This is a genomic window from Mesorhizobium sp. Cs1299R1N1, from assembly GCF_037179655.1.
Taxonomy (GTDB): domain Bacteria; phylum Pseudomonadota; class Alphaproteobacteria; order Rhizobiales; family Rhizobiaceae; genus Mesorhizobium; species Mesorhizobium salmacidum.
The window spans coordinates 279,300-293,516 of record NZ_JAPYKR010000003.1 but is presented as its reverse complement, the minus strand read 5'-3'; the positions used below and the strand labels follow the sequence as shown (position 1 = coordinate 293,516).

Annotated in this window: 13 protein-coding genes; 6 read left to right on the top strand and 7 right to left on the bottom strand. The window is 60.6% G+C overall.

Annotated features, from left to right (window positions below; all coding sequences use genetic code 11):
• Nucleotides 1-208 precede the first annotated feature (208 nt).
• A complete protein-coding gene (locus O7A70_RS08255; protein WP_337139928.1) occupies nt 209-1,318 on the top strand; it encodes a branched-chain amino acid ABC transporter substrate-binding protein in 1,110 nt (369 codons plus the stop codon).
• Between the two features lie 35 nt (nt 1,319-1,353).
• Here O7A70_RS08255 and O7A70_RS08250 read toward each other — a convergent pair whose 3' ends face one another.
• A complete protein-coding gene (locus O7A70_RS08250; protein WP_337139927.1) occupies nt 1,354-2,286 on the bottom strand; it encodes an NADP-dependent oxidoreductase in 933 nt (310 codons plus the stop codon).
• 265 nt (nt 2,287-2,551) lie between these two features.
• On the opposite strand from O7A70_RS08250, the gene O7A70_RS08245 reads away from it, so the two are divergent.
• Nucleotides 2,552-3,730 carry a GGDEF domain-containing protein gene (locus tag O7A70_RS08245; protein WP_337140212.1) on the top strand — a complete coding sequence of 393 codons (1,179 nt, stop codon included), beginning with the start codon at nt 2,552-2,554 and terminating at the stop codon, nt 3,728-3,730.
• A 200-nt stretch (nt 3,731-3,930) separates the two neighbouring features.
• Here the strand turns inward: O7A70_RS08245 and O7A70_RS08240 are convergent, their stop codons facing one another.
• Nucleotides 3,931-5,106: an acetate/propionate family kinase gene (locus O7A70_RS08240; RefSeq protein ID WP_337139926.1), complete on the bottom strand. Its 1,176-nt coding sequence runs from the start codon at nt 5,104-5,106 to the stop codon at nt 3,931-3,933.
• Nucleotides 5,103-7,514: a phosphoketolase family protein gene (locus tag O7A70_RS08235; protein WP_337139925.1), complete on the bottom strand. Its 2,412-nt coding sequence runs from the start codon at nt 7,512-7,514 to the stop codon at nt 5,103-5,105. The genes O7A70_RS08240 and O7A70_RS08235 overlap by 4 nt, the downstream gene beginning before the upstream one ends.
• A gap of 185 nt (nt 7,515-7,699) precedes the next feature.
• Between O7A70_RS08235 and O7A70_RS08230 the strand changes: the two genes are divergently transcribed.
• Nucleotides 7,700-8,113: a hypothetical protein gene (locus O7A70_RS08230; RefSeq protein ID WP_337139924.1), complete on the top strand. Its 414-nt coding sequence runs from the start codon at nt 7,700-7,702 to the stop codon at nt 8,111-8,113.
• Between the two features lie 65 nt (nt 8,114-8,178).
• Nucleotides 8,179-9,369 (top strand): NADH-quinone oxidoreductase subunit D, encoded by a 1,191-nt coding sequence (locus O7A70_RS08225; protein WP_337139923.1) that lies wholly within the window; start codon nt 8,179-8,181, stop codon nt 9,367-9,369.
• A 166-nt stretch (nt 9,370-9,535) separates the two neighbouring features.
• Here O7A70_RS08225 and O7A70_RS08220 read toward each other — a convergent pair whose 3' ends face one another.
• From O7A70_RS08220 to O7A70_RS08210, 3 genes are all read right to left on the bottom strand, one after another.
• Nucleotides 9,536-9,757, bottom strand: a complete 222-nt coding sequence (locus O7A70_RS08220; protein ID WP_337139922.1) for a hypothetical protein — start codon at nt 9,755-9,757, stop codon at nt 9,536-9,538.
• A gap of 126 nt (nt 9,758-9,883) precedes the next feature.
• Nucleotides 9,884-10,273 (bottom strand): dienelactone hydrolase family protein, encoded by a 390-nt coding sequence (locus O7A70_RS08215; RefSeq protein ID WP_337139921.1) that lies wholly within the window; start codon nt 10,271-10,273, stop codon nt 9,884-9,886.
• Nucleotides 10,274-10,295: 22 nt separating this feature from the next.
• The gene (locus O7A70_RS08210) at nt 10,296-12,281 is read right to left on the bottom strand and encodes an erythromycin esterase family protein (protein WP_337139920.1); all 1,986 of its coding nucleotides are present in this window, start codon (nt 12,279-12,281) and stop codon (nt 10,296-10,298) included.
• 182 nt (nt 12,282-12,463) lie between these two features.
• Between O7A70_RS08210 and O7A70_RS08205 the strand changes: the two genes are divergently transcribed.
• Complete coding sequence (locus O7A70_RS08205; RefSeq protein ID WP_337139919.1) at nt 12,464-12,931, top strand: YbhB/YbcL family Raf kinase inhibitor-like protein; 468 nt, start codon at nt 12,464-12,466, stop codon at nt 12,929-12,931.
• A 124-nt stretch (nt 12,932-13,055) separates the two neighbouring features.
• Nucleotides 13,056-13,523: a DUF2267 domain-containing protein gene (locus tag O7A70_RS08200; RefSeq protein WP_337139918.1), complete on the top strand. Its 468-nt coding sequence runs from the start codon at nt 13,056-13,058 to the stop codon at nt 13,521-13,523.
• A gap of 339 nt (nt 13,524-13,862) precedes the next feature.
• Here O7A70_RS08200 and O7A70_RS08195 read toward each other — a convergent pair whose 3' ends face one another.
• The gene (locus tag O7A70_RS08195; protein WP_337139917.1) at nt 13,863-14,111 is read right to left on the bottom strand and encodes a hypothetical protein; all 249 of its coding nucleotides are present in this window, start codon (nt 14,109-14,111) and stop codon (nt 13,863-13,865) included.
• Between the last annotated feature and the right edge of the window lie 106 nt (nt 14,112-14,217).

Sequence of the window (14,217 nt, the reverse complement as noted above, 5' to 3'; positions counted from 1 at the left end):
GTTGCCATGAAGTCGGATGGGAACATAAACGCCGCACTTCGGTTAGACCGACAAACGCGCCACCACAGAGGCGACAGCCCATGAGACAGGACATAGTGCCGGGAGCGGCATTGCCTGACCATATTCTTGCCGACCATACAAAGGCGCCTCGTCGCCTGTCCGGGGCGGTCGCTCAGTACTCAGTCCGGGCCGACGAGAGTTGACCGCTTTGACCGACACACCACTGAAGATTGGCGTCGGCGTGCCGCTCGGCGGGATGGGCGAGACGCTCGGTCGCGAAATGGCCAACGCCATCCAGCTCGCCGTCGATGGCGCGAACGAGGCCGGTGGCATCAACGGCCATCGGATCGAAGCGGTCGTCCTCGACGACAAAGGTCGCGAGGAAGACGGCGAGCGGGTCGTGAAGGAATTCGTTCGCAATGCCGCCGCCGTCGCAGCGATCGGCCATTACAACAGCAATGTAACCTTGCAGGTCGCGCCTCTCTATGCCGCGGCCGGTCTGCCGTTGATCGGTCCGATCGTCTCCAACCCGGCACTAACGCACTCCGGATGGAGCAACGTTTACCGTTTCACCAACAGTGATGATGCGACAGGGCTCGCCATCGCCCAATACATGGTCCGCCAGTTGGGCAAGAAAACCGTCGTCGTCATCCAGACCGACACCGTCTATGGAAGGAGCATGAGCAAGGAGTTCGCCGCCGCATTTGAAGCTGCCGGCGGCTCTGTTCTGCGGCGGCACACAGTTCAGGAAGGCGAAAGAAATTTCGCGGATCTCGTGGCCTCCTTGCCTCGGGAAGCGAGCGCCATCTTCTATGGCGGGACTTTCGAGGGCGCCCCTCTGGTGAAGGAAATGCGAACCCGGCAGGATGATCGCCTGTTCGCCACCGGCGATGGTTGCTGGGACGTCGGAAATTTTCTGGAGCCGGCCGGAGCCGCCGCCGAGCAGGGTGAAGGCGTCCTCGTTCTTTCAGCATGTCCGCAACTGGGTGAAATTGCCGGATCGCTGGAAATGGCCGATCGATACGAGCGGCGTTTCGGACAGATCAGGAATTATGCCGTCAATGCCTTTGACGCCGCGGCGACGTTGATCGATGCCATCCGGGTCGCCTCGCACAACGGCGACCCGACCCGGGATCGCATCGCGGACGCGCTGCGCGGGATACATCGCCAGGGAATTGCATACGAACAAAAGATTTCCTGGGATGCCAACGGTGACAATCGCGCTGCGGTTACGGCGTTGCACAGGATTGAGAGTGGTCGATTCCAACAGGTAGCCGTTGTGAAGAAGGAGGGCAGCCAGGACGAGCCAGAAGACTGAGGCGCTTGTGAAAGACAGCCCAGGCTGCCTCGAAATCAAGGCGCAACTTCGAGCACGACCTTTCCGCGCACATGCTTGTTTTCTAGCCAGGCTTCGGCGGCAGCGGCGTCCTGCAGCGGAAAGGTCGCGTCGACGTGCGGCCGCACTTTGCCTTCGTCAATCAGGCGACCGATTTCGCCAAGCTGGGCTGCATTCGGCTTCGCCATGTAATGAATGCCGCGGGCTCCGGCTTTGCGTGCGCTCTCAATAGAAGGTTCCGCCAGCGTCGACACGATTATCCCGCCAGGCTTGACGACGGCCCAGGAGCGATCCTGCGTCTCGCCAGCGACCAGATCGAAGACGAGATCAACCTTGCCGACAATATTCTCGAACCGCTCGGTTTTGTAATCGATGGCCTGGTCGGCCCCCAGTGAGCGCGCGAATTCGAGATCCTCGCCGGAAACGGTGGTCGCGACGAAAGCGCCCTTTGCCTTTGCCAACTGGACAGCAAAATGGCCGACCCCGCCAGCCCCGCCATGGATCAGGACGCGCTGCCCGGCCGTCAGTGCACCATGGTCGAAAAGCCCCTGCCAGGCGGTGAGCGCTGCAAGCGGCACCGCTGCCGCATGCAGGTGGTCCACGGACTGTGGCTTGGCGGCCATTTCGATTGCCTTCACCACAACATATTCAGCTTGGCCACCGCGATCCGGTCCCAGCATCGCATAGAACGGATCGCCTTTTTTGAGCGTGTGCGCCCGCGTGCCGCAGAGTTCGACGGTGCCGGAAACGTCACGGCCAAGCGTCATCGGCAGTTGGTCCTTCTTTCCGCCTCCGGATCTGATTTTGTAATCAACCGGATTGACGCTGCTGGCATGGACCTTCAGCAAGACCTCATCATCGTGCGGCTGCGGAAACGGAGCGTCCTCGAGTGAGAGAACGTCCGGTCCGCCAAATTCGTGGATGCGAACGGCTTTCATGGTCGCCATCATCGTACTCCCGTGTCAGCTTTTTCTTCCCCCTCACCGCGAGCTACGGGCATGCGGAGAGCCGGGGCATGTGACCAAACAGCTGAGATGGCGGAAGGTTCAACTCGATCGATATTTTTGGAACCAGGCAAGGTCCTCGAAGCCGCTTGCTATCTGCACGCGGCGTTCAGCCGTTCAAATTGTAGCGGATGCTTTGCCCTTCCGTTAAGGCGATACGCAGTAGGTCATCGACTGTGGAAGGGCTTGGGAGTTGTGGTCCTTGTTCGATATGTTCACCGTCGGGCTGCTGGCGGAAGCCGCATGCGCGCTGGGTTGCCTCATTGTCGTGATCACATGGGTGCGCGATCGCTCGACTAAATCCTATTCGTGGTGGGTGATCGGTTTTTTGCTCTCCGCCCTTGGCGTCATTCTTGCGGCACAGCGCCACGCGCTCCCCCAGCTCAGCGAACTGGGCATTCCCGGTTTTTTTGCCCTGTTCGGCGTCAGCGCATTTTGGTGTGGTCTTCGTGTCTTCGAGCAGCGGCCATTGCCGCGTCTGGCTTTGCTGCCGCCGCTCCTCTGGGCATTGGGGCTGCCCCTGGCCTATCAAAGCTACGCGCTGCGCCAGGTGGACTTCAACGTTGCCATCGGCACGGCGACGCTTCTCGTCGGCATCGATCTGTGGCGCTCATCTTTCAGGGAATTTTCGACGCGCCTCTGTATCGCGACAATCTGCCTGTTTGAGACCGTCGTCAGCTACAGCCAGGCGGTCGTTCTCGTTGCCATGCGCGACCAGATCGGCCAGGGACCACTCCGGGGATGGCTCACCTTTGCCCCCTTCCAGTCCGCGGTAGCAATGGTGGCAATCGTCGTTCTCGGAATTCTGATGACTGGCGAGCGTTCTCAACGTCGGCTTCGCGAGCTCGCCATGAGCGATCAACTGACCGGTGCTCTCAATCGCCGAGGCTTCTTCGAATCCAGCGCGGCCAAGTTCACAAATCGATCCGCGACATCCGGCGAGATCGCCGTTGCTCTCTTCGATATCGACCATTTCAAGGCTATCAACGACAGATACGGCCATCCAGGCGGCGACAAAGTCATTGCCGAATTCGCACAGCGTGTCGCGCGCGCCATCCGGCCGAGCGACATTTTTGGCAGGATCGGAGGAGAAGAATTCGCGCTTCTGCTACCCGACACGACAATCAACGAGGCCAGGCTGATGGTCGATCGCGTTCGCGCGGCTTTCGCGGAAACGCCGGTCCTGTTCGACAAAACCGAGATTGCGGCCACAGTGAGTGCCGGGATCTCGATCGCCAACACTCAAGAAGCGAATTTGGACCAGCTTATCTCCGGCGCGGATTCTGCCCTGTATGCCGCGAAGAGAGCCGGACGCAACCGGACGAGCATTCTGCGGGCGGTAGCGCAGCATGATCGTGAGCCGCCTATGTCCGTACGCAGCTCCTCGTGATTGGCGTACAAGATACTGTACCCGTTTCCCCCGACCGTGCGCGGCAACGGTGAGCCCTCGGAGATCGCAAGACCGACAACACTTATTGCGCTTCAACAAACTTCAACTTTGGAGGTTCCAAGGAACACGGGCTCGCTTGCGCGGGCCTCCGCAACCAAGGTGGAACAGGACTCCAGCTCGCTCAACTGAGTCGCGGGTCCTTAGACCTGCATCACCACGCGGCTGTGGCGCGCGATGACGTTCTCCTCGTCGGTTGCAACCACGCGCACTTCCACCTTGCTGTCCGGACGGCTTATGATTTCGGCATGGATGTCATTGGCCGGCTCGTCGAGCGCCATGCCGAGCCAAGTCAATTTCTCGCAGATCGTCTTGCGGATGGACGATGAGCGTTCGCCGATGCCGGCGGTGAATACGAGACATTCGAGACCGCCCAAGGTGTTTGCGAGCGCGGCTGCTTCCCTCGCGGCACGGAAGGCGAAAAGCTCAATTGCCTCGTGGGCGCGAGGATCGCTGCTTGCCTCCAGCGTGCGCATGTCGCCCGAGATGCCGGATACCCCGAGCAGTCCGGATTTCTCATAGAGCATTGTCTGCAACTCGTCCGCTGCCATGCCTCTCTCCAGCAGGAGGTACAACAGCACGCCGGGGTCGATGGCGCCGCACCGAGTGCCCATGACAAGACCGTCCAGTGCCGAAAAGCTCATGGTGGTATCGACGCTTTTGCCCTCGCGCAGAGCGCAGAGGCTTGCCCCGTTTCCGAGATGAGCGACGATTGTTCGCTTCGCCGCGAGCGCGGGCGATATCTCGCTCAGCCGCCTAGCGATATATTCGTAGGAGAGGCCATGAAATCCGTAGCGCCGCAGTCCCTCCCGTTCATATTCTTGCGGAATGGCAAAGCGCCGCACCAGCGGATCGATCGTCTGGTGAAACGCGGTGTCGAAACATCCGACCTGTGGCAGATCCGGCTGCAATGCAGCTATCGCGCGAACCGGCGCGATACTGCGAGGCTGGTGCAAAGGCGCGAGTGCGGTCAGCCCTTCCAGTGCCTCGATGGTGGCGGGCGTCAGACGGACAGGTTTGCTGAACTCCTTTCCGCCATGCACGATACGGTGGCCGGCGCAGATCAGTTTTCTTCCACCAAGTTCCCCCTGCACCAAACTCAGTATTTCGCCTATGCCCGCCCCATGCGGATCGTCCGCGGTGAACTGCCTGTCGCACTGCACTGTTCCATCGGCCGCTTTCGCGGTGAGCCTGGGCGCGTCGCCCAAATCCAGAGTGCCGCGCGAAACGAGCTGCTGGCCGTCTGGCGAGGCAAGATCGTATAGGGCGAACTTGACACTGGACGAGCCGGCATTCAGCGCCAGGATCGATTGGCTCATCGACCAGCCTTTCCCCCGCTCGCAGCCGGCCAACTCCATTTCTGGATCTCGGGCATGTCTTCGCCGTACTCGCGGACATAGGCCTTGTGCCTTGCCAGCCTGCCGTCAAGGTCCGCGGCGAGGCTTTCCGCCCTTTCGGCCAAGCCCGGCACACGTGCGATCGCGGCAAGTGCGAGGTGGTAGCGATCGAGTTCGTTGAGCACCACCATGTCGAATGGCGTCGTCGTCGTGCCCTCCTCGCGAAAGCCGTGCACATGCATGTTGTCATGGTTGGCACGACGGTAGGTCAGGCGATGGATGAGATAGGGATAGCCATGATAGGCGAAGATGACCGGCCTTGTCTTCGTGAACAGCGCATCGAAAGCCTGGTCGGTGAGGCCGTGAGGGTGTTCGGTGTTCGACTGCAATGTCATCAGGTCGACGACATTGACGACGCGGATTTTCAGATCGGGAATTGCGGAGCGAAGAAGGTCCGTCGCAGCCAGCGTTTCCAGCGTCGGAACATCGCCGGCACAGGCCAGCACCACATCCGGCTCCTCGCCTTTCGAAACCGTGCCGGCCCATTCCCAGATGCCTGCGCCGGCCTTGCAGTGCGCTTCAGCGTCTTCCATGGACAGCCATTGCGGCGCCCGCTGCTTGCCGGCGGTGATGACATTGATGCGGTTGTAGGTTCTCAGGCAATGGTCGGTAATCCACAGCAGCGTGTTGGCATCCGGCGGGAAATAGAGCCTGACCGTGTCAGCCTTCTTGTTGGCGACAAAGTCGGCAAAGCCCGGATCCTGATGGCTGAAGCCATTGTGATCCTGCCGCCATACATGAGAGGTCAGCAGGTAATTGAGCGAGGCGATCGGCTTGCGCCAGGCAAGCTCGCCAGAAGTTTTCAACCATTTGGCATGCTGGTTGACCATGGAATCGACGATGTGAATGAACGCCTCATAGCATGAGAACAGACCGTGTCGGCCGGTGAGCAGATAACCTTCCAGCCATCCCTGGCAGAGATGCTCGCTCAGCACTTCCATGACGCGGCCGTCGCGGGAAAGATGGACGTCGTAAGGTTCGATGCGCTCCATCCATATCCGATCCGTGGCCTCGAACACTGCGTCAAGGCGATTGGAAGACGTCTCGTCCGGTCCCACCAGCCGGAAATTCCGCGCTTTGGCGTTTAGTCGAAAGACCTCGCGAAGATAGCCACCGCAAGTCCGTGTCGCTTCGGCAACGACGCCCCCGGGCCGAGGCACTTCGAGTGCCAGGCTTTTCCAGTCCGGTAGCACAAGGTCGCGCTTCAACAGCCCGCCATTGGCATATGGAGTTGCGCCCATGCGCCTTGTTCCAGCTGGGGCAAGGGCCGCGAGTTCCGGCAGCAGATGTCCATCCTTATCGAACAGTTGTTCCGGTTCGTAGCTTCGCATCCAGGTTTCGAGGATCTTGCGGTGCTCGTCATTGCCGCGGGCGTTCGAGACCGGCACTTGGTGCGAGCGCCAGAAACCCTCGACTTTTTCGCCATCGACCTCTTTCGGCCCAGTCCAGCCCTTGGGGCTGCGCAGGACGATCATCGGCCATCGTGGGCGTTCGCCACGCCATCCTGAACGTCGGGCTTGCTCTTGAATGGAATGGATCCGATCGAGCACCGTGTCGAGCGTCCCGGCCATCGCCTGGTGCATGGCAACCGGCTCATGGCCTTCGACAAAGAACGGTTCGTAGCCGTAGCCGGTGAAGAGGTCGCGCAGTTCCTCGTCGTCCATGCGGCCGAGGATCGTCGGGTTGGCGATCTTGTAGCCGTTGAGGTGCAGGATCGGCAGGACGGCGCCGTCCGACGCCGGGTTCAGGAACTTGTTTGAATGCCACGCCGCGGCGAGTGGACCGGTCTCGGCTTCGCCGTCGCCGACGATGCAGGCGACTGTCAGATCCGGATTGTCGAATGCGGCGCCGAAAGCATGGACCAGCGCATATCCGAGCTCTCCACCCTCGTGAATGGAGCCGGGTGTCTCTGGCGCCACGTGGCTTGGCACTCCACCTGGAAAGGAAAACTGCCGGAACAGTTTTCTCAGGCCGTCTTCGCCTTGGCCAATATCGGGGTAGATCTCGCTATAGGTGCCCTCGAGCCAAGTGTTGGCGACCATTGCCGGACCGCCATGCCCCGGGCCGCAGATAAACAGCACATCGAGATCACGCTCACGGATAATCCGGTTGAGATGCAGGTAGACGAAATTGAGCCCCGGCGTCGTGCCCCAATGGCCAAGCAGCCGCGGCTTCACATGCTCGGCCCTCAAGGGTTGGCGCAGCAGCGGATTGTCGAGCAGATAGATCTGGCCAACCGAGATGTAATTCGCGGCGCGCCAGTAGCGGTTCATGAGGTCGATCCGTTCGAGGCTGATCACCTGCGTCGTCGCGGCGGTCTTGTTGTCCATCACCCAGTCTCCAGCCTCGGTTCGCTGGGTTAACTGGAGCGGCTTCGCGCCCGAGCAAGGCCAAATTGGCAGCAAGCGGAAACGATTGGAAACGACTAAAATTGCCCAGCGGCCGCCGTGCGTACGGAACCATCGCCCGGCACAAGGGTTGTCTTCGACGTTTCGAAATAATCCAGGGAACGACGATGCGGATGTTGTTGATGATAGTTGCCGCGCTTTCCGGAGCGGTCGTCACGCAGTCCCTCTACGGGCAAGCCATCAACCCGCAGGTTCCTCGGATGACGCCTGTTCCTCAGATAACACCCTTGGAGCCCCAGCCGGAGCAGATACCGCAGCCCGGGCAAGGGGCGGCTGACCAGAATTTCACCAATATTGCCGTTGTCGCCGTCGAGGATCTGCCTGCGGAAATCAAAGCGCAGGCGGAAGCCGTGATTACCCAGACCAGTGCGGAAGATCTGCTGCGGCTGCAGAACTCCATCGATGCATCGCCCCAGGCAACAACGGCGCTGAGGGCGAACGGGCTCAACTCTTCACAGGTCGTGGCCGCCAACATCGATGGCGATGGCACGTTGACCCTGATCATCCAGACCACAACTTGATCGGCACCCCGAACGATACGGTCGCGCCGTAAAGCACTGAAACGCAGATATCGCCGAGAGCCGCCATGGCCGAAGCCGCTGTTCGCAACTTCACCATCAATTTCGGACCGCAGCATCCGTCGGCCCACGGGGTTCTGCGGTTGGTGCTGGAACTGGATGGCGAGATCGTCGACCGTGCCGATCCACATATCGGCCTGCTCCATCGCGGCACTGAAAAGCTCATAGAGTACAAGAACTATCTGCAGGCCCTGCCTTATTTCGACCGGTTGGATTACGTCGCGCCGATGAATCAGGAGCATGCCTTCTGCCTCGCCGCCGAGAAATTGCTCGAAATATCGGTGCCAAGGCGTGGGCAACTTATCCGCGTTCTGTTTTGCGAAATCGGCCGGCTTCTGTCGCATCTCCTCAACGTCACGACCCAGGCCATGGACATAGGCGCCCTGACGCCGCCGCTCTGGGGTTTCGCGGAGCGTGAGAAGTTGATGGTCTTCTACGAGCGCGCCTCCGGCGCCCGTATGCATGCGAATTATTTCAGGATTGGAGGCGTGCACCAGGACCTGCCTGCCGCGCTTCTTGACGACATCTGGGATTTTTGCGACCCGTTCCTCAAGGTCTGCGACAATCTTGACGGCCTGCTCACCAACAGTCGTATTTTCAAGCAACGCAATGTCGATGTTGGCGCGATTGGCCTCGATGACGCCTGGGCCTGGGGCTTCTCCGGCGTGATGGTACGCGGATCCGGGGCGCCATGGGACCTGCGCAAGGCACAGCCATACGAATGCTATCCCGAGATGGATTTCGATATTCCCGTCGGCAAGAACGGCGACTGTTACGATCGTTACCTGATTCGCATGGAGGAAATGCGCCAGTCGGTCCGGATCATGAAGCAATGCCTGGAAAAGCTGCGCGCACCCGAAGGCCAAGGGCCTGTGGCGATTCCGAACCAGAAGATCACACCGCCACCGCGCGCCAAGATGAAGCGATCGATGGAAGCGACCATCCACCATTTCAAACTTTATACCGAAGGCCTTCGTGTGCCGGCAGGAGAAGTATACGCCGCCGTCGAAGCGCCGAAAGGGGAATTTGGCGTCTATCTGGTTTCGAACGGAAGCAATGTTCCCTATCGATGCAAGATACGTGCGCCGTCCTTTGCCCACCTGCAGGCGATGGATTTCCTATCCAGGGGTCACATGATCGCCGATGTCGCCGCAATCATCGGATCCCTCGATATCGTCTTCGGCGAAATTGATCGCTGACCAATGCGCGGATCCGATCGATTGCCAATCTCCGATTTCGGCCGGCGGAATTTTTTCGTAGGCCGGAAACGTGAATGCTCCCGCATTGTGCCGTTTCGTCCCGCTACAACCTGTACCGGGCGCTCCTGATCCACCATCGATGGCTTCATCGCACGCTTCGGATCCCTTATTCCTCCTCTTCCGGCTCCAGCAGGCCGATCAAGGCGGCCACGCGAGTCCCGGGCAGCGGCCGTCCTTCGCTCATCAACGCCTCGTCTTCATTGAGCCACGCCCAGGCTTCGCGAAGCTCCTCGGCGGAGGCGCCGGTTGCAATGATTTCCGCGACGGTAGCCTCCTCGATTGGACCGAGCACTGAAGTCACGTCGTCCTTTGTCAAAGCCGTGCGCATGTACGATTTCCTCCGGGGTGATCCAGGATCAACGCCCGCGAACCATCTGCCGTTCCGAGGGAACAAATTTTAACGAACAGCCCTTGACGGAAAAAAGGCGAATCACCAAATCGATTTCGCCGATGCCTAACGGGTCGGCAAGTCAAGGAGCGCCGCTTCCTTGAAATAGCCGAGCCGCAGCCCGGATGTGCTCCCAAACGAACTCAACCAGTCCGTCGCCTGGACCAGGCGATCGGCGAGCAGTCCGATGTTGAAACGCAGCTCGGCCGTGACCTGATCGATCCGCTCCTCGTCGGTCGTCAGCAGGTCAATGAGCAGAGTGGCCAATTTCGCCTCGTTCAGCCGTTCGGCCACATAGCGATTGCGCGGGCTGTGCCGGCTGCTCCCGCTGCCGTGGGCGAAGAGCACCAGTCCTTGAGGATCGAGAGGCAGCGACAGGTTGCCTTCGAGCATGACGTCGCCTGCTGGAACATGCACAATCTGCTGGTTGGCGGCTATGGTTGAAGCTGGGCTCATTTCGCCTCGCTAAGCTGATCTTCTACACGCCGAACGGATAGGTTTCCGCCAGTTCGCCCGCATCCCATTCAGAGCTGCGTTCCAGCGGTTCGACCGCCCTGGTCTCGTCGAAATGCAGCACGGCGTCGAACTGTTCGGCCAGATTGGCATGGAAGTAGTGGCTGACCCGCTCGGTTTCGGGACGATAGATGACCCCGATCGCACGCTCCAGAAGCCGTCTTGGCAAGTCCGCGCCTGCATTGCGCACATCGAGGTGGAACCGGTCGGAAGAGACTTCGTGGAACAGCGCCTCATAGCTGCTTGCAAGCGCGGGTCGCACAGTCTTGCGCTCCGCTGGGCCGCCCCAGTCGGACGCCGCCGTCACCGTGCCGTGGTGCGTCGTGAGGCCGACAAGAAATGTATCGCCCTTATGGGTTTCGCGGAGGAGCTGTCCGAGGTTGATCTCGTCGCGCCGGCTCTTGTCCGTCGCTCGCGCGTCGCCAAGATGCGAATTATGCGCCCAGATCACGACCTTTGCCGGACGTCCTCGCCGGCTGAGATGGGCCGCAAGCGCCTCGAAGGTCTCTGCCATGTGCCGGTCGCGCAAATTCCAGGTCGATTCCGGCGCCAGGAACATGGCGCGGTAATAAGCCTCCGCATTCTTCACCAGCCGTGCATTCTGCTGGGCAGCGAAGAGCTCGTCTTCCGGAAGGAGCGAGTTAGGCTTCGCCGCGGGACGGCGTTTCAACGTCTCGACCAGTTGCGCGATCACGGCATCCTCACAGGACTTTTCGATGTCGCTGCCGGCGATGAAGCCATAAACCTGGGGATCCGGCCCAAAGTGATCGAAGCAGGCATAGCGCCGCCGCGCGACTTCCGCGGCGGCCGGCTCGACTGCCTCGAGATAGCGAAGCACCGCCTTCATCGCGCCGTGCAGGGCATAGAGGTCGAGGCCATAAAAGCCGGCCTTTGCCTGCGCGAGTGAGTCATTGCGGTCGCGCAGCCATTCGATGAACTCGACGACAACCCTGTTCCGCCACATCCAGGTCGGGAAACGCCGGAAGTCCGCCAGCGCCTCCTTGGCATCGAGATCATCGCTTGCACCCTGGACGTAGCGATTGACCCGATAGGCGTCGGGCCAGTCGGCCTCGACAGCGACGGCCGAAAAGCCCTTCTCCTCGATAAGCCTTCGCGTGATCAGTGCCCGCTCTTGATAGAATTCATGCGTGCCATGCGAGGCCTCGCCGAGCAGCACGAAGCGTGCCTTCCCGATCGCCTCGATGAGCCGGTCGTAATCGCCTGCTCTGCCGGCAAGCCGCACGACGCGCCTGCGCAGTGTGCTCGCCGCCGGCTGCTCGGCTCCAACCTTGTCGGCCGCAGTGGATCGTTGCCCTGCCCTGGCCAAGAGGGTCTTCACTTCCTCATCGCTCGTCTGCGAAAAATCCTCATACCAGCGTCCAACACCGAGGAGCGGCTGCGGCGTCGTCGCACAGACAACTTCGTCGGCGTCGGCCCTCATCGCATCGCAGGTATCCGGGCTGCCGACAGGAACGGCCGCGATGATGCGGGCCGGACGGCTCTCGCGAAGCGCACTGATAGCCGCCCGCATTGTCGATCCGGTCGCAAGGCCGTCATCGACGATAATGACGGTTCGCCCCTTGACCCGGAGCGGAGGCCTGCCGCCGCGATACAGGCGCTCGCGACGCAGAAGTTCCTGTTCCTCCCTGGAGGCAACCGCATCGATGACATGCTGCGGCACGGAGAGTTCATCAACAAGCTGTTCGTTCAGAACGCGCACGCCGGAGGTCGCGATCGCGCCCATGGCCAGCTCCTCATGGCCTGGTACACCTAGCTTGCGAACGACGAAGACATCGAGCGGCGCCTTCAACGCACGAGCGACTTCATAGGCGACTGGAACGCCGCCACGTGGAAGCGCCAGTACGATGACATCGCGGCGCCCGGCATAATCCTTCAGTTCGGTTGCAAGTTTTCGCCCGGCCTCGCGGCGGTCTGAAAATACGACGGTCATGAGCTTCGGTCCAAATGCGCGGTTTCCGCCTCGACCGACTTCGAGAATCCCAAGCTGGCCGCGAGAGGCCCCCGCCTGGAGCTTTTGTCGATCCTACTGGAACTCGCTCCAGGCCCATACGTTCCGAGTAAATCCAAGGACGACGCGAACGCTCAAAAATCACCACGACTGAGGTGAACGTCATGGCATTTTCGATTGAAAGTCCGGCCTTCCGGGACGGCGACAGGATTCCGGATGAATATGTGCGCGACGGGGAGAACCTGTCGCCCCCGCTGACCTGGAAGGAAGCGCCTCAGGGCACTCGAAGCTTCGTCTTGGTCGTGGAGGATCCCGACGCTCCCTCCGGGATCTTCCGCCATTGGGGCATCTACGACATCCCTGCGGAACGCGACCGCTTGCCGGAGGGTACGACGGCCGGCGCCAAGACCGAAAGCCTTGGCCATGGCGTCAATGATTTTGGCAACCCGCGCTACGACGGACCGCAGCCGCCCAAGGGCCACGGTGTCCATCACTATCATTTCCGCCTCGCGGCCCTCGATGTCGAAACGCTGCATTGTGGCGAGAAGGCCAAGGTCGCCGACATATTGGATCGGGCAAAGCCGCATGTGATCGCACAGGCCGAACTTGTCGGCACCTACGAGAGGGCGTGATGCTCGTCTCGATGCCGAGATGTCCGCCGTTTCTCCGGACCCGGCGTGCCCCATTGGCATTCAAAGCCGAAACGACTGTGTCGTGGCGACCGGGCATCCCGGGAACCGACTTTAGGAGGATAACATGAATTCCACGGGCCTCGATGTCTTCGACAAGACCCTGCAAACAACTCACGTCTGGCTGCGCGAACTCTCGCATAAGGACGCGATCGGTCCCGACAAACAACTCGCCTGGCACGCATTAGGAGCGGTTTTGCGTGCCGTCCGCGATCAAATTCCTGTCGAGCTCGCCGCCCATCTCGGAGCCGAATTGCCCCTTCTGGTCCGGGGAACCTACTACGACCAGTTCCGGCCGGAGGTGATGCCCAAGCGCGAGCGTTCGCGGGAAGTGTTCTTGCGGAGGATCAGCGACGAACTCTCCATGTCGAGCCCGACCGATGTGGTCGACGCAACGCAGGCCGTCTTGGCTGTGCTGTCGCACTACTTGAACCCCGACCAGATCCGCAAGGTTCGCGACGCGATGCCTGCGGACGTGCGGACTATCTGGCCCGACCCGGATGCATCGCATTCCGAGGCAAGTTCTGTTCAGTAGATCAAGTCCTGTTCAGTAGATAATCGGATCGAAGCTCCGCGTCATATTCGATGCGGGTTGTGGTGCCTTTGAACTCTCGCAGTCGCTTCATGTCGGATCTCCTGTTTGTTGTGAGCCAAGCAGAAGAAGCAGATTGGCATGCAGCTTCGACATCAGTCATTCTCCGCCGTAGAAACCGGATAAGGGATTGCGCGGGCCCTAGCCGCAAAAGCGTGTCCGGTGTGGCATCGCCAAGCCGGCAAAAGCTGTGCTGCAGCAATGTCTCCTCGGGATTTTCGACCGAAGGAGACGAAGCTGGCGCGACCGTAGGTGGCGCTCCGCGCGGCTAACTCGCCGATCTCATCTCATCGACATCAAGTTGGCGATCAGGCCCGCTTTGACGTCGAACGTGGGTGTTGGCGCATCTGCCAATGGGTGGCCGATGTCTCTCAATTGCTCGACCGTCAAACCTGCGATTTCTCTACGTCTTGCAGCGTTGAGCCGCCATATCCTGAAAGCTGCGATCGCCGCTGCTGTGCTCTCCAGCAAAAATCTGGAGAAGCGACCCGTCCACTGACTATGACTGGCGCGAGTTTCCGTGTGAGCCATTTTGGCCTCCCGTTTCTGGAGTACGTGGGAGAGCTTGCGACGATCCGATCCGCATGTCCTGAAGGCGCGCTGAAACTGTTCTGAAAGCGTGGCGGGCAATCACGAT

Excerpts from the sequence above, each read along its gene's own strand:
- O7A70_RS08250 (WP_337139927.1), bottom strand. The coding sequence starts at position 2,286 with ATGATGGCGACCATGAAAGCCGTTCGCATCCACGAATTTGGCGGACCG.
- O7A70_RS08245 (WP_337140212.1), top strand. The coding sequence starts at position 2,552 with ATGTTCACCGTCGGGCTGCTGGCGGAAGCCGCATGCGCGCTGGGTTGC.
- O7A70_RS08240 (WP_337139926.1), bottom strand. The coding sequence starts at position 5,106 with ATGAGCCAATCGATCCTGGCGCTGAATGCCGGCTCGTCCAGTGTCAAG.
- O7A70_RS08235 (WP_337139925.1), bottom strand. The coding sequence starts at position 7,514 with ATGGACAACAAGACCGCCGCGACGACGCAGGTGATCAGCCTCGAACGG.
- O7A70_RS08230 (WP_337139924.1), top strand. The coding sequence starts at position 7,700 with ATGCGGATGTTGTTGATGATAGTTGCCGCGCTTTCCGGAGCGGTCGTC.
- O7A70_RS08225 (WP_337139923.1), top strand. The coding sequence starts at position 8,179 with ATGGCCGAAGCCGCTGTTCGCAACTTCACCATCAATTTCGGACCGCAG.
- O7A70_RS08220 (WP_337139922.1), bottom strand. The coding sequence starts at position 9,757 with ATGCGCACGGCTTTGACAAAGGACGACGTGACTTCAGTGCTCGGTCCA.
- O7A70_RS08215 (WP_337139921.1), bottom strand. The coding sequence starts at position 10,273 with ATGAGCCCAGCTTCAACCATAGCCGCCAACCAGCAGATTGTGCATGTT.
- O7A70_RS08210 (WP_337139920.1), bottom strand. The coding sequence starts at position 12,281 with ATGACCGTCGTATTTTCAGACCGCCGCGAGGCCGGGCGAAAACTTGCA.
- O7A70_RS08205 (WP_337139919.1), top strand. The coding sequence starts at position 12,464 with ATGGCATTTTCGATTGAAAGTCCGGCCTTCCGGGACGGCGACAGGATT.
- O7A70_RS08200 (WP_337139918.1), top strand. The coding sequence starts at position 13,056 with ATGAATTCCACGGGCCTCGATGTCTTCGACAAGACCCTGCAAACAACT.
- O7A70_RS08195 (WP_337139917.1), bottom strand. The coding sequence starts at position 14,111 with ATGGCTCACACGGAAACTCGCGCCAGTCATAGTCAGTGGACGGGTCGC.